The sequence below is a fragment of the Nocardia suismassiliense genome, assembly GCF_900269665.1.
Taxonomy (GTDB): Bacteria; Actinomycetota; Actinomycetes; order Mycobacteriales; family Mycobacteriaceae; genus Nocardia; species Nocardia suismassiliense.
This window is the reverse complement of sequence record NZ_LT985361.1, coordinates 3,005,735-3,025,025: the sequence shown is the minus strand read 5'-3', so window position 1 is coordinate 3,025,025 and position 19,291 is coordinate 3,005,735. Positions and strand designations below refer to the sequence as shown.

Here is a 19,291-nt window from a genome sequence, read left to right as displayed (position 1 = left end):
GCGCGGTGCGGGCCATCTAGACCCGCTTCGAAACCTCGATCTGCGACGGGTTGGGCAGCGACTTCGGGCGCTCATCGGTGTACCAGGTGTACTCGATTCCGCCGAGCCTCCCGTCCTCGACCCACAGAATGACTTCGCCGATCGGTGCCCCGTTGCGGTCGGTGACACCTCCATCGATGAAGATTCCGTTGGTTGAATCGGATGCGGCGGCCACACCGGGGGGAACCACCAGATCGACGCTCGGGGAACCCTCACCCCACGTGGCAACGACCTGTGTAAACGGGACCTGCGCCAGATAGTCACCAGCGCCGGCTTTGCCCGAGGCGGACAGCAGTTTGGTCACAACGCTAGTTTCGAGCTCGGTCAATGCCCTCGGCTCTATCGGTGTACTACCCATCGCCTTCTCCTCGGTTATGGCGTTACGTCACGGAATGTACGCAGTGCCGATCTTGAAGACACCGTGCGACCGGCGATTCTGTCAGTCGGACGGCGGGCTGCTCCCCTGGACAATCCGGACCATCGGCGGCGAAGATGGCTCCATGTTCCGACGCGCCGGTGTCGACCCCGCGGTCGAACGCATCCGACAGCTGGCGATCTCGCTCGAGGTGCCGCGGCCGTGGGATCTGGCGACCTTCGTCGCGCACGTGGCCGAACGGGTGGGTAAGCCGATTCTGATTGTTCCGCAACAGGATCTGACCACGGGTGGGTTTCCGTGCGGGCTTGTTGTGGAACGCGCCGACGATATCGTCATCGCCTACGACGCGGCCAGCACCGGGTATCACACCGACCACATCGTGATGCACGAGATCGCCCATCTGTTGCTCGACCACGCCGGATTCGTTTCGCCGGGCGCGCAGCGCCGCACGCTCGCGGCGCTGTTCCCCGACCTGGATATCGATAGTGTGCTGCGCGTGCTGGCCCGCAGCAATTACGACGATGTCGACGAGAACCAGGCCGAACTGTTCGCCTCGATGCTCATGTCCGACGTCGACCTCGAGGTTCAGCGACCACGTTCGGTGCTCGGCCGCTTGGTCTTTCAGCGCTGAGCGATGCTGACCTCGACGCTACCGACAGCGGTAACGCTGCCCACCGTGATCGCCGCCTGCCTGTTGCTGGCTGGTCGCCTCGTCGGCTTGCTCAACACCGAGCTCGACCGGCACGTCACCATCGCCTTCGGCTGTGTCGTCGCCACCGCGACCACCCGGGAACCGACAGTGCGCCGCCTCATCACCGATCTCTCCGGCGGATGGCTCTCCGAAGAACTGATCCTCGAACTCGGGGTGATCGGTTTCAATGTCGGCTATGCGGCCGGGCTGCTGATCGGCGCGGCGCTGCTGTATCGCTTTCGCTCGCCGCGCGTCAGCTACGGGCTGGCCGCCGTATTCAGCGTCGCGGCACTGTGTTTCAGCACCTTCGGTGGCGGCACCGGCACGATCTTCGAACGCACCGGATGGGCACAGTTCGGATATTGGCTGTGCACGGCGCCGATCGGTGTCGCGATGGCAGTCCTGGTCATTCAGGCGGCCGGTGCCGAACTCCGTAACCGAGTCGGTCGCGGCGAAGCGGCGATGTACGTGGCGACGCTGCTCACGGGCGTCGCGGTGCTCGGACGTATCGGCGCCACCCTGGTGGCGTCCGCCTTCCGGATTACCGGGCAGCACAATACTTTCACCGGCATCCAGGCCGAAATCGATCGCAACGGAGTGTTTTTCGATCTGGTGCTGTGCATGGGACTGACGGTGATCGCCATCGTCAACCGGATGGGCGTAGACGATCTGACACGCCACCGTAAAGCGCTGCGCCCCCTCTGGTCCGAACTGACCGCCGCCTGCCCGGAGATCGTGCACCACAGCCCTGTACCGGACGGCGCCCAGCCCAACCGATATCTCTTGCACCGCACCGTCATCGAGATCCGGGACAGCATCCTGGACCTGGGCCGTTACGCGACACCGCACCCGCCCGACATCGCGGCGGCGATCTCGCGCGCAGCCCCGACCGGCCCCCCCTACGACGCACTGGACCGCGCCGTCCTGCTCGTTCGTGCCCGAGATGCCAAGGCGCACGGCAACTCTCCGTCCGGCAGCCGCCACTACGCGCTCCCCGCCGCCGATAGCCTGCTCGGCGAAGTCACCGAATTGACCGCCATCGGTGCGCAATGGCCGCTCGCCAAGGCCATCGCGGCTCGGGCCGGACAACGCACCAAGCGGTAACTCGTCAATGGTCAGGCCAGGTTGAGGCGACCGGAGGGCGAGATCAGCGCCAGGTACCGTTGGGCGGTGAATCCAGCTGATGCGCGACGCCTCAAAGACGGTGATCTCGAGACCCGCGTGGAAAATCTGCGGCTCCTGCTCGATCGGGCTGCCGATGGCGACGCCTCCGCCGAGGAAGCACTGCGCGGGCTCGTCCGCGACTATCGCGATTACCACCGGTCGCTGTACACCCGGGCGTTGAACCTGGCGGCGATCTTCGGCGACGACACGCTGCGAGAACCGCTGCTGGCGTCGCTCGCCGACACTCAGTACAACTGCCAGGCCTGGGCGGCGATGGGCTGCGCGGCGCTCGGCTTCCGCGAGGCGGTCCCCAGCTTGATTGCGATGCTGGACCACCCCCAGGACATGGCTCGCGAGCAAGCGGTCATCGCGCTGGGCCAACTCGGCGACGAATCCGTCGTCCCGGCACTCACCCCCGTGCTGCGCGACTCGATCGCCGGAATGCGCGAACGTGCCGCCGAGGCGCTCGGCCTGATCGGCGGCGAGGCGGCCCTCGCCGCACTATGGGACGAATTCGAGAACCGCCGGTACTACCGCATCGGCTATATCGCCAGCGCGCTGGCCAAATTCGCCCCGGACATCATCCCGAGGTTGTGCAAGGCGGCCGACAGCGACGACCCGGACCAGCGCTACTGGGCCGCTGTCGCGCTCGGTTCGACCGGCGACGATCGTGCCGTGCCGACACTGGAACGGTTGATGGCCCACGATCGTGGTTCAACGGTCTTCGACGGCATGGTGAGCGTCGCAGCGAAGAAAGGTCTCCGCACGCTACGACGGATCCAAGCCGCGATCGCAGCCCGCGAATCCTGACGGCTGTATCCCTATCGGTCACCGGCATCCAACTCCGGGTCCGGCACGAGGACGATCTTCATGCCTTGGGCGAGTACTTCAGTTGCGGTGAGTCCGAACAAAGTTCGGAACGTGTCGCTGAAATGGCTGGCCGAAGCGAATCCCGCGTCGGCTGCGGCGCGGGTCAGGTCGATGCCGTCGGCGACGGCGCCTGCGACCGATAACAGGCGGGCCCACAAGCGGTAGCGCCGAAAGCTGGTGCCGGCGTTGGCCGAAAACAGGTGCAGGAAACGGGAAGTGGAGATGCCGAGGCCGGCGGCCAGCTCTGCGGCGCCGGATTGTCCGGCGGGCTCGTTGACGATCGTGTTCATCACCGCTCGGATCCGTTCGTCGATCGTCGCTGGTGTCTCGGGGCCGGCGATGATCCGGCGCAGTACTCGCGGGTCTGGGTGGCCGGGCTGATTCAGGTGGGCGGTCAAGGCCGCCTCGTCCCGGTGTCCCGTCGCCACGGGTGTTGTCTGCTCGTTCATCGCCGCTCGCAATCGGGCAGCGGCCGCCGAGCGGGGATCGAGGTAGTAGAACAGGACCCGTCCGCTGGATTCGAGTTTGTGTGCGGTTCGTGCCGGAATCAGCACGCTGCGCCGCTGCCACCGTCCACCATCCGGGGTGCGGACGGTGATCTTCTCGTCCACGCCGAGTACGAAGCACTGCACCGGCGTCGAGTGGGTGTCCAGTTGGAACGACGGGCCGAGGTACGCCGCCTGGCCCTGCCAGAGCCACAGGGTGCGCTCGCCCACGTGGCGGTTGCCCGAGTCGACCATCATAGTCGTGATCATCGCAGTAGACGGATTGTGAACGTGCATGTCAGGCGACACCGAGCACGAGTGCCGCGCCGGCGAGTTCAACCAAGCAGTAGAACCAGATCGGATAGAAACGCATTCCGCTGTCGATCAGCCGCGAGATGATGCGGCCGCCCGCCATCCCGGCCAAGGCGAACCCGACTGTCAGCGCCGCCCCGGTTCGCAGCTCGCCGGCACCGAACGCCGACCACCACAGCACCCCTGCGACGGCCAGACCGAAACCGCCGTACACCGCGCGAATCTCTGCGCGGCTCACCGCCGTTGGCGTAGACAACCCGAACGGCCGCACCAGCGCGGCAGGGGCGGCCAGCGCATACAACCCCATCCCCGCGAACAGCACACCGGCAAGGCACAGCACAACGGTTCTCATCGCCTTCCCCCAACCAAGGGCACTTGCTCGACAGCGCCCTCACCCCGCAGCAGCGCGACGCCGACGCCGAGCGCCACCAAACCGGCGACGTCGACGGCTGCCACCCGCACCAACCCAGGTCCGACCGGACCCCCGGCGATCACCAGAACGAGAAAACTGCCCATGCTGATCGCATTGGCGCGCACCGCGATCGGCCGCAGCGCGGGACGAAAGACCGCCACCAGCAGCCCGACCCCGAGGACGGCGAACAGCACCGCCCGGTGCCGCAGCACCACCTCGAGATCGCGCCCGGCCGGAGCAATGCCATAAGCGGCGTACATTCCCTGCGGCGCGACCGCACCGACGGCAGGTGCGGTATCGAGCAACCCCGCGACGGCCAACAAGGCCAGCCCAACATGTCGTCGCATGATTCTCCTCGGATCGACGTCTGGTGATCGTCACAGCCCGATGCACCCGCACGCTTCCGAAAACCTGCTACCGCGGCGAGATCGCCCTGGGATGCGTAGCCGCAGCGAAGGCTGGATGCATGCTCGTGGCGAGGTGCGCGGTGCTGTATCGAGCTGGTCAGTTCCCGCGTCGTCGCATTGATCGATACAAAAACCACAGCGCCAACGCCACCGGTGTCAGGGTCGCCGCGAACAGGATTCCGGCGAACATTCCGTAGCCGTGCGGGTCGGCGGACACTCCGGTGACGCTGAGCACCACCTCGGCGACGAACAGCACGATCAACGCGGCGGTGCAGGCGAACGCGGCGAGCACAAGGCGGCGGAGCGTGGTCCGCAGTGCGCTTGTGCGGGGAGTGCTGTTCGGCGTGTCCATGTCGGCTCCGCGGGTTGGGTTGTGCCGCAATCACTTCGGGTCGGGAGTACAGACGGTCAGGAACGACTTCCGGTTCTCGCGTTGCACGTCCGACGCGTCCAGCCAACCGCGCTCACCGAAAAGGTAACTCCCGGACGGGTGTTGGGCCGACTCGCGTAAGACTCGAGCGACGTCGGCTCTGGCACCGTACGCCTCCGGGCCGTCAACGGAGAAGGAGAGCGAACCTGCCTTGGTCCAGTCGTAGTCCGCGGGCAGCGGTTTCTGGACCTGGAAAGGTCCGCCGATGTCAGGAAAAGACCCTTTGTCGGTCCGCAGCAGGTCCATGCGCTCCACCGGCACCCCGGGCCGCGGCGCGGTCCACACCTGGTCCGTGCTGTTCGAGGTGCCCGAGTCGAAGATCAACGTCAGGCCGGTGACACCCTCGCACGGAGTGCCCGTCCACAGTTTCAGGACGCCGTCGTCGACGCGGAACCCGGCGGCCGGCGGCAGCGACGGCGCGAACTGTGCCTGGCTGTCGCACGCCCCGGTCACCGCCGCCACGAACACGGCAGCGCAGGCGACGCGTGGCCACCTAATAGCCGCCATCGGAAAGCCCCGCTTCTTCCTCGGTCTCGTTGCCGCCGGTGACCTGCTCCCACGCGTAGGACGCGAGGAAGCCGGCATAACCTTCCTCCGCCCATTGCTGGGAATGGCGCTCCTCGTGATGCAAAAAGCGGTCCAGATCGAGTTTGCCTCGGTATGGGCCGTTGTCGTTTTCGTACCACGCGTGACCCGACCTCGCGACCTCTCGAAGCTGTTGCGCCGGATCTTTCGTGTCGTCGATGTTCAGCATGAACGTATCGCCCCAGGTGGTTCCGCCGTTTTGGCTGAACTGGTCTTGGACGAGGTTTCCGCCCAAACCCATCATCATGCCGTTCGGGGTGGTCACCAAACGCCCACCATTACCGTGCACGAATCCCACATCGTCGTTGTAGCTCCAGGAGTTGTCCCGTTGCCGCTCGGTGATTCGCCGCAGTTCCGCGGATCCGTATGGGGTCGGCGCGAAGTCGGTCTTCTCGCCTTCGGTGCCGTAGTCGGTGCCCGCGTTCAAGATGTAGGTCATCCGCACCGCCTTGGCGGCGTCGTCGCCGCTCATGTTGTTCGGCATCAGGAAGAACGACTTGAAGATCCCGTCGCCGTCCTCGTCCTCGCGGATCTCTTCCATTCGATCCAGGATCTTGAAATCCTCCGGCGTGATCTTGTGTTCGGAGACCATCTGTTTGATCGTGTCGATCGATACGCCCCGGCGCACGGCGTTCTCGAGCCACTGCCGGTAATAGCCGGTCACCGGCGGACCGGTCAGCAGCCCGGCGTCGCGCAGCGCCTGCTCCATCTCGGCCACATTGGCGTCGATCTCCCCACCTTTTCTGGCGCCGTCGAGGGTGGTCGCGCCGTGGTCGCTGATCTTGCGGTCCTGCGCGAGTTGCAGCACCAGGGCGACGGCGGTGTCGATGTTCTTCGCCGTGGTGAGTATCGCCTTGGTTTCCTTTTCCAGCTGCGCCTTGATGGTTTCGCGATGCCGCGCGCTCTCCGCGCGGTCTTCGGCCTCGAATCGCGACTTCGGCGGCGGGTCCGGCGGCTTGTTGTCCACGATCGCGCCGTCGGCGGCGATGCCGAATTGGTAAGTGTCGGCGAGGGCGTCGTTATTGGCGACCCGGGTTTTCAGGGCGGACACGTCGTCCGACGCGTTCTGCATAGCGCGGTCGACCGCGGACAGCTCCGCGATCAGGATTTCGGCGTTGTTGCGCGTGGTGCCCAGCGAACCGCGGGCGCGCTCGCTGGCGGGGCCGTGCCACTGCGGCAATCTCCTCGCGTCGTCGAGTTCGTCCTGCAGCCCGATGAGTTTGTCCCGCCGCCCACGCAGGTTGGTGGCCGAGGTATCGAGCGCCTGCGAGTCCCATTTGCGGACGTCGTGATAGCCGACGGCCATTATCCGAAAGCCCTTTCCGCCTCGACCTCGTTCTCGGCGTACAACTTCGCGGCCGCGGTCACCAAATCGCCCCAGCCGCCGATCTCCTCTGCCCAGCCCTTCGCGCGGTCGTTGAACGTCGTCACCAACGTCGGCGCCTTCTTCGCCGCCTCCCCACCCGGCAATGCCGCCGCGAGCCCGGCCAAGCCGCTACCCGGGTCCACCGCCAAGGCCTGGGTCGCGGCGGATCCCGCCGCCTTGGCCGCCTCCTTCAGCTGACTGATCTCAACCTCGAACCCGCTCACAGTCCGTGACCTCTATCCCTGAATCCGATTGCTCTGAGGATCTTGCGCATCGCGTGGACCGGCCATCGTGTCACCGGCATCGCGGTAAGCCGAAGGTTGCCGGGAATTGCAGTCTGCGCCGTCTACTGCGGCTACTGAGGTTGTCACCGAGGAGGTCAGCCTGCACAGCTTCGTCGTCTGCCCGAAGTGTTTCTTCTGGCATCGAATATTCCCCCCTGGCGCACCATCAATTGACTGGGGCAGTGCGTGGCACCGATGCTATCGGTCATCGAGAGGCACATCCTGCCCCTGGTTTCGGGGGCTGGATGAATTTCCGGTTCGAGGATGTCGAGAACGCTCGGTCAGCTCCGTCCCAGGGGTACGAGCAGCCGAATGGGCCGCGCAACGAAACCTGAGGAGAACATCATGGCGATCCGCCGAATGGACCACGTGGGCATTGTGGTCGAGGATCTCGCGGCAGCTGTCGCGTTCTTTATCGAACTGGGCTTGGAGTTGGAGGGCGAGGCAACAGTCGGTGGTCAATGGGCCGACGACCTCCTCCGACTGGACGGCGTGCAAGCAGACATGGCCGTCGTACGGACGCCGGACGGCCATGGCCGGGTCGAGCTTTCGACCTTCCGCTCGCCGGCGACCGAACCCGCGCCGAAGGCACCGGTGAACACCCTGGGCATCCCCCGCCTGACGTTCGCCATCGACGACATCGACGACGTCATCGACCGCCTGCGCGCCCATGGTGGCGAACTCGTCGGCACGATAGCCCGATACGAAGACATGCTCCGCTACGGATATGTGCGCGGCCCCGAGGGCATCATCATCGGACTGGTCGAAGAACTCCACTGACGACACTCCTCGCAAGGCCCGTGGATCAAGCGCCGATAGTAAGTCCTCCGGTTCGCTGTCCGACTCCACGAGCTCTCACCCTGCAGTGCCAGCGAGTTCGGGTTGACGGGTGAAAGCGGGAACCCGGTCGAACAGGTAGGTGGCGATGATGCCGGTCAGTGCCGCGGCGGCGCCGATGATGCCGACGTGGACCCAGGCCGCTGTCAAGCCGGACAGTGGTGCGGAGTCGTAATAAAGGATCGACCGCAAGCCGGTGATGATGGGGCGCATCGGCTCGAAGGTGGCAATCGTGCGGAAGAACGTCGGCGTAGCTTCCAGTGGGATCGTTCCGGCCGAGGAGATCATCGCGAGGGCGACGAAGAAGAACATGTTGATCAGCGGGCCGAGCGCGCCGAACAGCGCGAAGACGGTCAGGGCGCCGATGCCGATGGCGGCGATGGTGGTTGTCGAGAACAGAAACAGTTGTAGCGGTGCCGGAATGGGCATGTGCAACAGGGGGCCTGCGATGAGCTGTGCGCCGCCGGCGCACAGCGGTGCGGCAAGCAGCATGACCGACCATTTGACCAGCAGGGTATGCGCCCGGGATAGGTGGGTATAGTTGCGGCGCTGAACCTTTGGTCCCATTTCGCTCGGCTGGAAGCCGAGTGCCGAGTCGATCATCGGATGCAGCGCCGAGGCGCCGACGAAGCCGAGCATCACCAGGATCAACCCGTAATAGAAGACGCTGGTGCCAAGACCGGTGCGGGCGGGAAGCGGCACCAGCGGGGCAGCCGAGACGGTGAACGGCGCCGCGAGTGCGGTCGCGGCGGTGACGGGGGTCGCGTTGGCGGCCAATGCCTTTCCGAATTCGGTGTTCACCGCGGCGGCCACGGGTGCGAGTTGGCCGGTGAACAGCCCGGAGCTCAGGGCCCCGGATGCCGGTGCGCTGTCGAGGTGTAGCACAGCGCGCGCGGGCGGCCCGACCGAATCCGTTGTCAGACGGGCGATCTCGGCGTTGAAGTTCGCAGGGATGCGCACGGCTCCGAAGATTTTGCCGGCGCCCATCTGCTCCTTCTCCTCGTCGGTGGTCATCGGGATGAAGGTGACGGTGTCGTCGTTCACGGCGGATTCCACCGCGGCGCGCACCTGGCCCGCCGCGTTGTTCGCCGAGCTGGTCTGTGGCTCGACGACCATCGCGATCGGGAAGTCTTTCAGATCGCCGCTCGGATCGATTGTGCCGCCGAGGTAAACGGCAGGCAGTGCGATCGCGAGCACGAACATCATTACCAGCGGCGGCAACCAGGTGGCGGGGTGGCGGGCGAAACGGTGGGTGACCTTCATGAATCCTCGACTTTACAATTGTTTATTTACAAGTGTTAAGATGAGAGCATGGCAGCGACACCTCGCAAACGCAACGCTCGAGGCCACGGGAGTGCGCTACGTCACGAGATCGTGCGCGCGGCGACCGGGTTGATCGACGAGGTCGAATCGGAATCCGACGTGACCTTGCGCAGCATCGCGCGCGCCGCGGGCGTGTCCGCACCCGCCATCTATGCGCACTTTCCCGATCGGGACACGGTGCTGGACGCGGTGACCGAAGCGAGTTGGGAGGAGATCGTTCGCGCCATCGTCGGCAGTTCGGAGCAGGCGACGGGATCTCGCGACCTTCTCATGCATGGATGCCTCGCGTATATCGCGTTCGCGCGGCGACATCCCTTGCGCTACACGCTGATGACGCAGCGAACAGGCGCAACCTCAGGGGCACACGACGCGTTGGATGTGCTGACCGGCGCGCTCGCGCGCTGCCGTGGCGGCGAACCCGATGATTCAGGAGTGATCGCCGCGGGTCTCTCGACGGCGCTGCACGGTATGGCGATGATGAACAGGATGCAGTCGTCCGCGCCATGGATCGGGGGGTACGCCGTTGAGGACGTCCTCACTGGCCTGATCGACAGCGCGATCAGTTTCCAACCATCGGGTGTCAGCACCGGTGCGGCCACCAACGCCCGAACTGGCTTGGACACCGGCGCGCGACTGTCCGCGCCGCCACGACCGAACTGCTGAGCGGACCGGCATCCGAGTTCCTGCCCGTACCGCGGAGTTGCGTGCCGACGGCACATCCGTTGCACGCAGAGCAGAGCTGCTATTATTAGAACATGCGTTCGAACGAATCCTTTGAGGAGCAGGTCAGAGCGCTGGAGAGTGCGGTGGCCGGGGTGCGGGGGTTGGATGTTTCGCGGGCCACCGAGGACGAGTTGGTGGAGTTGCTGGAGCGGTTGGAGTCGGGGGCTCGGATGTTGGCGGGAGTTATTTCGAGGGTGGCTTATCGGCTGCGGCAGTTGCGGGATGGGGTGTAGTTGGTTGTAGCGCGGAGGGGTCGAGGGCCAGCAGGGTTTGCAGGGCGGATTCGCCTTTCGGTGTGAGGCGGATGGCGCGGCCGGTGCCGACGCGGGTGATCCAGTGGAGTTCGTGGAGGCGGCGGCAGAGGTGAGCGCCCGCGGCGCCGCCGAGGTGGGTGCGGCGTTCGGTCCAGTCGAGGCAGGGGCGGGCGAGGGGGCGGCGGGTGGTACGCAGGGTGGCGGGGTCGATACCCAGCGGGCCGGTCAGCCAGGTCAGGCCGGCTTCGGTGAGTGCGAAACCGTTGTCCTGGTCGAGGAAGTCCTGGGTGGTCATGGCATCGGTGATGGCGACGCCCAAGCGTCCGGCCAGGTGGTCGTAGCAGGTGCGGCCGCGGGCCAAAGCTGCTGCGGCGGTGGCGGGTCGGAGGTTGGTCACCGTCGGCCGGGGTGGGTCCAGGTGGGTGACCATGGACTCCAGCAGGTCGGCCACCTGTGGGCCCGCCAGTTGCATGTAGCGGTGCCGCCCTTGGCGGCGTTCGATGAGCAGCCCGCCCGCGAGGAGGCGATCGAGGTGTTCGGTCGCGGTGGACGCGGCCACTCCGGTGTGGCGGGCGAGCTCACCTGCGGTCCAGGCGCGGCCGTCGACCAAGGCCAGGCACATGTCGGCGCGGGTGCGGTCGGCGAGCAACGCGGCGAGACCTGCTAGTTCGGCTCCTCTGGATGACACCATCCCATGATGGTGCGCGAACGTTTCGGCGGCCACCGAAATGATCCGGGGCTACGGTCACGGCATGACAGCACCTGCGATCACCGATCCCGAGCAAGTGCGCGCCACATTGATCAACGCACCGGTGCCCGCCGTGCCCCGGGTGGACGCACCGGTCGGCCTGGCCTGGCTGCGCTGCCACGTGCCGCGTTTCACCGAGGGAGCCGAGCACCAGCGGTTGCGTGCGCTGGTCACCGCGGAACTCGACCGGCTCTCCCCCGCTGATCTACGCGAGCGAGCCGGTATCACCGCCGGCCCACTGCCCCATGTCCGCACTTTGGCGGAAGCCCTTGGCCTGCATGACATTTCCGTAGACGCCGTAGCCCTCGTCGCCGCGCACTATCAACCATACGAGCCGGACAACCCTGCGGCTGACAAGGCCGTCGCTGAATTGGTAGCGGCAATCAGTGGCGTAGCCGACGACACCACGGCGGCCCGAATCTGCCTGCTGGTGCAGGCTTGTGCCGCGACCAGCGCACTGATCGCCAACGCTCGGCAGCTGACCGCCGAAGGCACCGCCGAGCAGCTCATCGAACGGACCATGATCGAGAACCCACCGCTTCGCTCGACCAGACGGTTCGTCGACGGAACGGTGGTCGAGCTCGACATGCGGCACCCTGGACTGGGATTCGGGGCGGGCCCGCACGCCTGCCCCGGCCGAGCACACGCCATCGCCATCGCCGCCGGAATCATCGAGGGGTCCGCATGATCAAGACGAAGATCTTCCACGAACTGCACCACGGTGACCGCCCCTTGGTCCTGCCGAACGCCTGGGACTTCGGCTCCGCGGCAATCCTTGCGGCCGAAGGGTTCCCGGCGATCGGAACCACCAGTCTCGGCGTCGCTGTCGCGGCAGGTCTGCCGGACGGCACCGGAGTCGCCGCCGAGGCGACGATGGCACTGGCTCGGCTACTCGCCCGGCTGCCGGTGCCGGTCACCGTCGACATCGAAGGTGGCTTCAGCGAAAGCCCCAGCGCCGTCGCCGAATACGTCGCGCAACTAGCGGAATTGGGTATCGCCGGAGTCAATCTGGAGGACGGCCGCACGGAAACCGCACTGGCCGAACCGGATCACCAGTCCGAGTTGATCGCGGCGATCAAGGCCCGCTCCCCCGAGTTGTTCGTCAACGCCCGCGTCGACACCTACTGGCTGAAACTCGACACCGGCACCACCTCCACCCGCGTCGAGCAGTACACGGCCGCGGGCGCCGACGGCATCTTCGTCCCCGGCCTCACCGACCCCGACGAAATCAGCCGAATCGTCGCCGCTACCCCACTCCCCCTGAACATCCTCTACGCACCGACCGGCCCCTCCCTCGCCGCGCTCGCCGACCTCGGTGTCCGCCGGGTCAGCACCGGTTCGCTGCTGTACCGCACGGCATTGGCCGCCGCCGTCGATGCCGCCCGAGCGGTCCGCGACGACAACCCCACCCCCACCGAAGCCCCGAGCTACGGTCGAGTCCAAGCCCTCACCGATCCCGCCTGAAAAAGTTCGCCGACGGTGTCGATTTGATGGGTGCCCGATCGTGTAGTCGGTGAAGCCGGCACCAGGCCGGCCTGTACGAAGGAGCACCTCGATGAAGCAGTATCTGCTGAGCATCTACCAGCCCGACGGTGACGGCGTACCCGACAATATCGACGAGATCATGCGCGATGTCGACGCGGTCAACGCCGATCTGCGGTCCGCGGGCGCATGGGTCTTCGCCGCCGGCCTGCATCCACCGAGCACCGCAACCGTGGTGCGCGTCAAAGACGACGAAGCGCTCGTCACCGACGGTCCGTACGTCGAGGGTAAGGAACACATCGGCGGTTTCACGATCATCCAGGCCACCGATCTCGATGAAGCCCTGGAGTGGGGTCGCAGGCTGGCCGCGGCAATCACGCTGCCGATCGAGGTCCGGCCACTGCACGACAGTTAAATGAACGCACCCGTGACCACCGCGGCGATCGAGCGCGTGTTCGCCGAACATTACGGCCGCGCGGTCGCGACCCTGACCCGCGTCTTCGGTGACATTGGTGTCGCCGAGGACGCGGTGCAGGACGCGTTCACCGCGGCGGTGCAGCGCTGGCCGTCGGACGGGCTGCCGCCGAGCCCGCCCGGCTGGATCATCACGACCGCACGCAACCGGGCGATCGATCGGCTCCGCAAGGAAGCCGCCCGCGCGGACAAGTACGCCCAGGCCGCGTTGTTGCAGGCCGACACCGAACCGGCCGAGGAGGGTGCGGTGCGCGACGACCGCCTACGGCTGATCTTCACCTGCTGCCACCCCGCGCTGGCCCGCGCCGCCCAGGTGGCGCTCACCTTACGGCTGCTCGGCGGGCTCACCACTCCGGAGATCGCCCGCGCCTTCCTGACCTCGGAATCGACCATGGCGCAACGACTTGTGCGCGCCAAGGGCAAGATCCGCGATGCCCGCATCCCCTATCGCGTGCCCGCCGACGCCGACCTCCCGGCCCGGCTGCACGCCGTCCTCGCGGTCATCTATCTGATCTTCACCGAGGGACACACGGCCACCACCGGGGACAGCCTCATCCGCGCCGAGCTCTGCACCGAAGCGATCCGCCTCGGCCGCCTGCTCACCGAGCTCATGCCCGACGAACCGGAAGCCGCCGGACTGCTCGCTCTGATGCTGTTGACGGACGCACGCCGAGCCGCCCGCACCGCCACCGACGGATCTCTGATCCCACTGCCGGAACAAGACCGCGACAGCTGGGATCGCGAACGCATCGCAGAAGGTCACGCGATCGTGCGAGAGTGCCTGCGCCGCAACCAACCTGGGCCGTACCAGATCCAAGCCGCGATCAACGCCGTACATACCGACGCCCCGACCGCGGCCGCCACCGACTGGCCGCAGATCGTCCAGCTCTACGACCAACTGACCGTGCTGGCGCCGAGTCCGATCGTCGCGCTCAACCGGGCAGTAGCGGTCGCCGAAGTCGACGGGCCCGCCGTCGCGCTCTCGCTGCTCGACGATCTCGACCTCGCGAACTACTACCTGTACCACGCGATTCGGGCCGACCTTCTCGAACGTCTCGGCCGCACAACCGAAGCCGTGACCGCCGTCGACGCGGCGCTCGCCCGCACCGAGAATTCGGCCGAGCGAGCCTTTCTCGCCCGTCGCCGCCGAGCGTTGACCGAGAGCGACTGAATGCCGAGCACCCGATCTTCCGCGCCGTGATCGCCTCCGGCACTAGACACCGCTGATATCGACCAGCCGCTCCGGATGTTGACTACCATCGATAGCAGCGGCCAATGGCCGAAAGGGGGTCGCTATGTTCGAGAGATTCTCCGATCAGGCCCGTCGGGTGATCGTGCTGACGCAAGAAGAGGCACGAGAACACGGCCACGACTACATCGGCCCGGAGCACATGCTGCTCGCCATCCTGCGCGCCTGCGAGATCGGTTCCGCGGCCACCACCGCGCGTGCGCTGGCGGAGCTGGGCATCGAGCCCGCGGCGGCCAGGGTGCAGATCGCGCTGACGCCGGGGACGGCGGACTACAGCGTGTCCGGGAACATTCCCTTCACCAAGCAGGCCAGGAAGGCGCTGGAGAACAGCCTGCGGGAAGCGCGAGCGCTCAATCACGCGCACATCGAGGCGAGCGATCTGTTGCTCGCGTTGACCAGCACGGCCGACGACGACCCCGATACGCCGATCGCCGCCGCGGTCGACGCGCTGGGCCTCGGGCACGAGAAACTTCGCCGGGCCCTGGCAGCCGTCGCGACCCACCATGCCTCCGCACCGGTCAACCCGCGCTTCACCCCGCTGGTGCTGCGCGCGTTGGCCCGCGCCGACACCGAAGCCCATAAGACCAGCAACAGCAGAGCCGACACCGGGCACCTGATGCTCGGGCTGCTCGCGCACGAGGACGAGGTCGTACATCCCGCGCTGCGCGCACTCGGCATCGATCCGCAACAGCTCGCCACCGAAGTGCTCAACCGCTTGCCCCGCAAGGACTGACCAGCGGCGAGCATTACTGCTTTTGCACGACCCGCTCCCCTTGGCCCGGCTTCCAGATGGTGATACTCAGGTGGTCCTCCTCCACTTCGACGGTCGACGCGCTGCTCAGGTCGGCGACATAGAAGTGGTCGAACTCCTGACCCCGGATATCGAACCCGCTCTCCTCGAACAGGTCCTGCGCGAAACGAACGTGCACCTCCTTGTCCTGGACATCCACCACGGTGCCGAATAACTTCGCGTCACCGTCGCTGACCTTCGTATCGGTGGTGGCGGTGTGCAGACAGAAGCGCGGATCGCGGGCGAGATCGCGGAACTTGGTGGTGCCGGGCATGCCCGCGATCACCAGCATGTCCTCGAACAGCCGCGGCTCGATCGGACTGATTCGCGGAAACCCGTCCGAACGCAGGGTGCCGAGCATGCACAGGTTGCCTGCGGCGGCATGTCGGCGAACGAAGATCTCGGCGATGTGCGGTGCTTCTGCGGTGAACTCACTCCAAGTGGCCATATCGAGCACGATACGAGCAATTCTTGACATCTCCTGTCCAGTTTTCTGGCTAATCTCGACTGATGCGAGCAAGTCGACTGGTGCAGCTGCTGCTGATCCTGCAAACCCGCGGCCGGACCACGGCGGGCGAGCTCGCCAAGGAACTCGAAGTGTCGATACGTACCGTGTACCGGGACGTCGAGGCGCTGTCCGCCGCCGGCGTACCGGTCTACAGCGAGCCGGGTCGCGCGGGCGGCGTGCGTTTGGTGGACGGCTACCGGACTCGACTGACCGGCTTGACCACCGACGAAGCCGACGCCGTGCTGCTCGCCGGATTGCCCGGCGCGGCAGCCGATCTCGGACTCGGCACCGTGCTCGCCACCGCCCAGCTCAAAGTGCTGGCCGCCCTCCCGCCCGAATTGCGCGGCCGCGCAACCAGAATCGCCGAACGGGTACACATCGACGCACCCGGCTGGTTCCACCGCCCCGACGAGACACCCACGCTGAACGCCGTCGCCGACGGACTCTGGCACGATCGCAAGCTGCGGGTGCGCTACGGCCGCAAGGACAAGGTCGTCCACCGCACGCTCGACCCCCTCGGTTTGGTCATGAAGGCGGGCACTTGGTATCTGGTCGCACGCGACGGCACGGCGATCCGCTCCTACCGGGTCAGCAGGATTATCTCCGCCGAGCCGACCGACGAATCGTTCGACCGGCCAACGGATTTCGACCTGTCCACCCATTGGTCCACGGCCGCCGATGATTTCGCGCAATCGATGCTGCGGGTCCGGGCCCGCTGCCGGATCGCCGCCACGCATCTGCGAATGCTGCGGTTGATGAACGAACCGGTCGCGGTGGCTGAGGCACTGGCCACGGCGACCGAACCCGACGCGGCAGGCTGGGTCGAACTGACCCTGCCGTCGGAGTCGTACGAGGTGCTCGCCCACGGACTGCTGCCGCTCGGCGAATACGCCGAGGTGCTCGATCCGCCCGAATTGCGGGCGCGAGTAGCCGAAACGGCCGGTCGAATGCACGCGCTCTACAACGTTACTTAGGACAGTTGCGTTCCTAACGGTCTGCCATGCTGGATCGCATGTTGGAGACGTCGGCGCGCTTGCTCAGACTGCTCGCTTTACTACAGGCCCACCGCGACTGGACCGGCGCCGAACTGGCCGAACGACTGCACGTCACCAGCCGCACCGTGCGCCGCGATGTCGACCGGCTCCGCGAGCTCGGCTATCCGGTGCACGCCACCCAGGGCACCGGCGGCTACCGCCTCGGCGCGGGCGCGGCCCTCCCCCCGCTGCTGCTCGATGATGACGAGGCGGTCGCGGTAGCGGTCGGTCTGCGCAGCGCTTCGGACGGAACCGTGGCGGGCATCGAGGAATCGTCGCTGCGCGCGCTGACCAAACTCGAGCAGGTGCTGCCTCCGCGCCTGCGCCACCGCGTCCGTACCTTGCGCGGCGCCACCATACGAGTCAGTGCCCCCGGCACGGCGGTCGAACCGGAGACGCTGATGGCCGTCGCCGAGGCCTGCCAACGCCACGAACGCCTCCGCTTCGACTACCGCGCCCACAACGGCGCCACCACCGTGCGCACGGTGGAACCGCACACCCTGGTCCATTTCAGCCGCCACTGGTACCTGGTGGCCTGGGACGTCGACCGCGCCGACTGGCGCACCTTCCGCGCCGACCGGCTCACCCCGCGCATCCCCACCGGTCCGCGCTTCACCCCGCGCGAACCGCCGGAAGGCGATGTCGCCACCTATCTTTCGCACCAACTGTCCACCCGCGCCTGGCCGTACCAGGCCACCGTCCTGCTGCACACCTCCGCCGAGACCGCCACCCCGAACATCTGGCCGGGCATGGGCGTCCTCGAACCCGTCGACGCGGAAACCTGCCGCCTCCAGGTAGGTGCCGAAACACCCGACTCCCTCGTCTGGATGATCACCTCGGTGGACATCGACTTCACGCTGCTGTCCGGCCCGCCGGAACTGGTCACCGCCCTGCGCGCCCAAGCCACCCGCTGTCACCGTGCGCTGCGCGATTTCCCTGCGCAGGAACACGATTGAGCAGCGCCGCTAGCTGAACGTCATCTGAATCCCACCTCGGAGTACGGACAGGGTCAGCGCCCATCACGAGGCAACCAGCGAGATCGGTCCAGGATCCGGATCGTCAGCAGGTCCAGTCCAGCACCGGCGCAAGGGATTTGGCTTGCGCCGAGGCGGGGACAAGCCGCAGCGCCGCATTACGGATGGCGACGAGCGGCGGCGAGGACAGCTGCGCGATCGTGCCCATCTGGCGGGAACGGGCGACGATCATCTGAGTACGAGGCCTGCGCTCGCGGTCGTACCTGGTCAGGTCTGCGTCCTCGGTGGCGACCCGGGCGAGAATGACGGCGTCTTCGATCGCCTGACACGCACCCTGCCCCAGGTTGGGCGTCATCGCATGGGCGGCGTCGCCGACGAGGGCGATGCGATCCGCGACATAGGTTTTCAGGTCGGGAAGATCGTAGAGGTCGTGTTTGAGGACGGCGGACTCGTCGGCCGACGCGAGCAGCGACGGGATCGGCTCGTGCCAGGTACCGAACCGGCGGCGTAACTCGGCCAGACCGCCACCGGGAAGGCCCTCGGGCATGTTGACGACCGCGAAGCAGTAGACACGACCATCGGAAAGCCCGCCCAGGCCGAAACGTTCACCACGGCCCCAAGTTTCACCCAAACTGTTGATCGGCTCGGCGGGAGTGGTCACCAGCCGCCAAGCGGTGTAGCCGCTGTAGCGCGGGGCGACATCGCCGCAGACCGCACGTCGCACGACGCTGCGAATACCGTCGGCACCGACGACCAGGTCACCGGTGGAGGTACCGGCGGAGTGCACCACGGTGCCGTCGGTCCGCGCCTCGGTCACCGCGACACCTGCGCGCAGAACAGCTTCCGGAAGCGCCGCGAGCAGGATGTCCAGCAGATCGGCGCGGTGCATCATGATCGGGCTGCCGTACCGCGCGCGAATCCCTTCGACATCGATGCGCGACAGCCACCGCCCCGAGCTGTCCCGGATGCCCGACGAGCCTTCCTCGATGGCCCGCGCACGCACCTGTTCGCCGAGACCGATCGCATCCAGCGCGCGAAGTGCGTTCGGCCACAGCGAAATTCCCGCACCGACCTCGCTGATCTCGGGAGCCCGCTCCAGCACCTCCACCGTCCAGCCGCGCCGGCTCAATGCGACGGCGGTGGTCAGACCGCCGATTCCGCCGCCGACGATGATCGCCTTGGCCATCGTGACACCTCCCTCTCAGATCGTCACGAGCGTAAGCCGCCACCCACCGACCCGATCCACCGAGGACCTCGCGCGACCGCCGCGGTGGCCTCGCGACTGACGGGCACGCGCCGGTCCGGGGGCGCATCGATCGCGGGCGGCTCCGCCTGTACCGAACCTGTGACGGCCGCTGGATCGTGCCCAGCCCCGTCCTCTGTAGGAACGGCCACCGGCACGGACCTGGCCGGACCCTCGTAGGTTGGCGGGCCTTCCTCGCAATCCCCGGCAGGACCGGCCACTGCCAGACAT

The 19,291-nt window shown here is 66.7% G+C and carries 25 protein-coding genes; 13 read left to right on the top strand and 12 right to left on the bottom strand.

The window, feature by feature from the left end; genetic code table 11:
• Window positions 1–16 precede the first annotated feature (16 nt).
• A complete protein-coding gene (locus tag DBO33_RS13655; RefSeq protein ID WP_234390825.1) occupies window positions 17–367 on the bottom strand; it encodes a hypothetical protein in 351 nt (116 codons plus the stop codon).
• Window positions 368–539: 172 nt separating this feature from the next.
• On the opposite strand from DBO33_RS13655, the gene DBO33_RS13650 reads away from it, so the two are divergent.
• The 3 genes from DBO33_RS13650 to DBO33_RS13640 all read left to right on the top strand — a co-directional run bounded on the left by DBO33_RS13650 (window position 540) and on the right by DBO33_RS13640 (window position 3,080).
• Window positions 540–1,046, top strand: a complete 507-nt coding sequence (locus DBO33_RS13650) for a CUE domain-containing protein (RefSeq protein ID WP_107660244.1) — start codon at window positions 540–542, stop codon at window positions 1,044–1,046.
• Between the two features lie 3 nt (window positions 1,047–1,049).
• A complete protein-coding gene (locus tag DBO33_RS13645) occupies window positions 1,050–2,210 on the top strand; it encodes a DUF6545 domain-containing protein (RefSeq protein WP_107655364.1) in 1,161 nt (386 codons plus the stop codon).
• Between the two features lie 66 nt (window positions 2,211–2,276).
• A complete protein-coding gene (locus DBO33_RS13640; protein ID WP_107655363.1) occupies window positions 2,277–3,080 on the top strand; it encodes a HEAT repeat domain-containing protein in 804 nt (267 codons plus the stop codon).
• 11 nt (window positions 3,081–3,091) lie between these two features.
• Here DBO33_RS13640 and DBO33_RS13635 read toward each other — a convergent pair whose 3' ends face one another.
• The 7 genes from DBO33_RS13635 to DBO33_RS13605 all read right to left on the bottom strand — a co-directional run bounded on the left by DBO33_RS13635 (window position 3,092) and on the right by DBO33_RS13605 (window position 7,361).
• The gene (locus tag DBO33_RS13635; RefSeq protein ID WP_159080240.1) at window positions 3,092–3,883 is read right to left on the bottom strand and encodes a helix-turn-helix domain-containing protein; all 792 of its coding nucleotides are present in this window, start codon (window positions 3,881–3,883) and stop codon (window positions 3,092–3,094) included.
• 40 nt (window positions 3,884–3,923) lie between these two features.
• Window positions 3,924–4,289 (bottom strand): DUF4345 family protein, encoded by a 366-nt coding sequence (locus DBO33_RS13630; RefSeq protein WP_107655361.1) that lies wholly within the window; start codon window positions 4,287–4,289, stop codon window positions 3,924–3,926.
• On the bottom strand, window positions 4,286–4,696 hold the full coding sequence (locus DBO33_RS13625) for a phosphopantetheine adenylyltransferase (protein WP_159080239.1): 411 nt from the start codon (window positions 4,694–4,696) through the stop codon (window positions 4,286–4,288). Before DBO33_RS13625 ends, DBO33_RS13630 begins: the two co-directional genes overlap by 4 nt.
• A gap of 157 nt (window positions 4,697–4,853) precedes the next feature.
• Window positions 4,854–5,108, bottom strand: coding sequence for a hypothetical protein (locus tag DBO33_RS13620; RefSeq protein WP_107655359.1), 255 nt, complete (start codon window positions 5,106–5,108; stop codon window positions 4,854–4,856).
• A 30-nt stretch (window positions 5,109–5,138) separates the two neighbouring features.
• Window positions 5,139–5,693 carry a hypothetical protein gene (locus DBO33_RS13615; protein WP_107655358.1) on the bottom strand — a complete coding sequence of 185 codons (555 nt, stop codon included), beginning with the start codon at window positions 5,691–5,693 and terminating at the stop codon, window positions 5,139–5,141.
• Window positions 5,680–7,077 (bottom strand): hypothetical protein, encoded by a 1,398-nt coding sequence (locus tag DBO33_RS43965; protein WP_107655357.1) that lies wholly within the window; start codon window positions 7,075–7,077, stop codon window positions 5,680–5,682. The genes DBO33_RS13615 and DBO33_RS43965 overlap by 14 nt, the downstream gene beginning before the upstream one ends.
• Window positions 7,077–7,361 carry a hypothetical protein gene (locus tag DBO33_RS13605; RefSeq protein WP_107655356.1) on the bottom strand — a complete coding sequence of 95 codons (285 nt, stop codon included), beginning with the start codon at window positions 7,359–7,361 and terminating at the stop codon, window positions 7,077–7,079. The genes DBO33_RS43965 and DBO33_RS13605 overlap by 1 nt, the downstream gene beginning before the upstream one ends.
• A gap of 405 nt (window positions 7,362–7,766) precedes the next feature.
• On the opposite strand from DBO33_RS13605, the gene DBO33_RS13600 reads away from it, so the two are divergent.
• Window positions 7,767–8,201, top strand: coding sequence for a VOC family protein (locus tag DBO33_RS13600; protein ID WP_107655355.1), 435 nt, complete (start codon window positions 7,767–7,769; stop codon window positions 8,199–8,201).
• A gap of 75 nt (window positions 8,202–8,276) precedes the next feature.
• Here the strand turns inward: DBO33_RS13600 and DBO33_RS13595 are convergent, their stop codons facing one another.
• Window positions 8,277–9,521: a YhgE/Pip domain-containing protein gene (locus DBO33_RS13595; RefSeq protein WP_107655354.1), complete on the bottom strand. Its 1,245-nt coding sequence runs from the start codon at window positions 9,519–9,521 to the stop codon at window positions 8,277–8,279.
• Between the two features lie 48 nt (window positions 9,522–9,569).
• Here DBO33_RS13595 and DBO33_RS13590 point away from each other — a divergent pair, with 48 nt between their 5' ends.
• Both DBO33_RS13590 and DBO33_RS42755 read left to right on the top strand, forming a co-directional pair.
• Window positions 9,570–10,244: a TetR/AcrR family transcriptional regulator gene (locus DBO33_RS13590; RefSeq protein WP_107655353.1), complete on the top strand. Its 675-nt coding sequence runs from the start codon at window positions 9,570–9,572 to the stop codon at window positions 10,242–10,244.
• A 92-nt stretch (window positions 10,245–10,336) separates the two neighbouring features.
• Entirely contained in the window at window positions 10,337–10,537 is a 201-nt protein-coding gene (locus tag DBO33_RS42755; RefSeq protein ID WP_159080238.1) for a hypothetical protein, read from the top strand.
• Here DBO33_RS42755 and DBO33_RS13585 read toward each other — a convergent pair.
• Window positions 10,488–11,249, bottom strand: coding sequence for an ArsR/SmtB family transcription factor (locus DBO33_RS13585; protein WP_107655352.1), 762 nt, complete (start codon window positions 11,247–11,249; stop codon window positions 10,488–10,490). The genes DBO33_RS42755 and DBO33_RS13585 overlap by 50 nt on opposite strands.
• A gap of 61 nt (window positions 11,250–11,310) precedes the next feature.
• Between DBO33_RS13585 and DBO33_RS13580 the strand changes: the two genes are divergently transcribed.
• The 5 genes from DBO33_RS13580 (at window position 11,311) to DBO33_RS44430 (ending at window position 15,244) form a co-directional block, all read left to right on the top strand.
• Window positions 11,311–11,994, top strand: a complete 684-nt coding sequence (locus tag DBO33_RS13580) for a hypothetical protein (RefSeq protein ID WP_107660243.1) — start codon at window positions 11,311–11,313, stop codon at window positions 11,992–11,994.
• On the top strand, window positions 11,991–12,770 hold the full coding sequence (locus tag DBO33_RS13575; protein ID WP_107655351.1) for an isocitrate lyase/PEP mutase family protein: 780 nt from the start codon (window positions 11,991–11,993) through the stop codon (window positions 12,768–12,770). Before DBO33_RS13580 ends, DBO33_RS13575 begins: the two co-directional genes overlap by 4 nt.
• 91 nt (window positions 12,771–12,861) lie before the next feature.
• Window positions 12,862–13,203 carry a YciI family protein gene (locus DBO33_RS13570; protein WP_107655350.1) on the top strand — a complete coding sequence of 114 codons (342 nt, stop codon included), beginning with the start codon at window positions 12,862–12,864 and terminating at the stop codon, window positions 13,201–13,203.
• Window positions 13,204–14,433: an RNA polymerase sigma factor gene (locus DBO33_RS13565; protein WP_107655349.1), complete on the top strand. Its 1,230-nt coding sequence runs from the start codon at window positions 13,204–13,206 to the stop codon at window positions 14,431–14,433.
• Window positions 14,434–14,557: 124 nt separating this feature from the next.
• Window positions 14,558–15,244 (top strand): Clp protease N-terminal domain-containing protein, encoded by a 687-nt coding sequence (locus DBO33_RS44430; protein WP_107655348.1) that lies wholly within the window; start codon window positions 14,558–14,560, stop codon window positions 15,242–15,244.
• A 13-nt stretch (window positions 15,245–15,257) separates the two neighbouring features.
• Here DBO33_RS44430 and DBO33_RS13555 read toward each other — a convergent pair whose 3' ends face one another.
• The gene (locus tag DBO33_RS13555; RefSeq protein ID WP_107655347.1) at window positions 15,258–15,749 is read right to left on the bottom strand and encodes a pyridoxamine 5'-phosphate oxidase family protein; all 492 of its coding nucleotides are present in this window, start codon (window positions 15,747–15,749) and stop codon (window positions 15,258–15,260) included.
• Between the two features lie 62 nt (window positions 15,750–15,811).
• Between DBO33_RS13555 and DBO33_RS13550 the strand changes: the two genes are divergently transcribed.
• Complete coding sequence (locus DBO33_RS13550; RefSeq protein ID WP_107655346.1) at window positions 15,812–16,783, top strand: helix-turn-helix transcriptional regulator; 972 nt, start codon at window positions 15,812–15,814, stop codon at window positions 16,781–16,783.
• 38 nt (window positions 16,784–16,821) lie between these two features.
• Complete coding sequence (locus DBO33_RS13545) at window positions 16,822–17,799, top strand: helix-turn-helix transcriptional regulator (RefSeq protein WP_107660242.1); 978 nt, start codon at window positions 16,822–16,824, stop codon at window positions 17,797–17,799.
• A 103-nt stretch (window positions 17,800–17,902) separates the two neighbouring features.
• On the opposite strand, the gene DBO33_RS13540 is transcribed toward DBO33_RS13545, so the two are convergent.
• Entirely contained in the window at window positions 17,903–19,003 is a 1,101-nt protein-coding gene (locus DBO33_RS13540; protein ID WP_107655345.1) for an FAD-dependent oxidoreductase, read from the bottom strand.
• Between the last annotated feature and the right edge of the window lie 288 nt (window positions 19,004–19,291).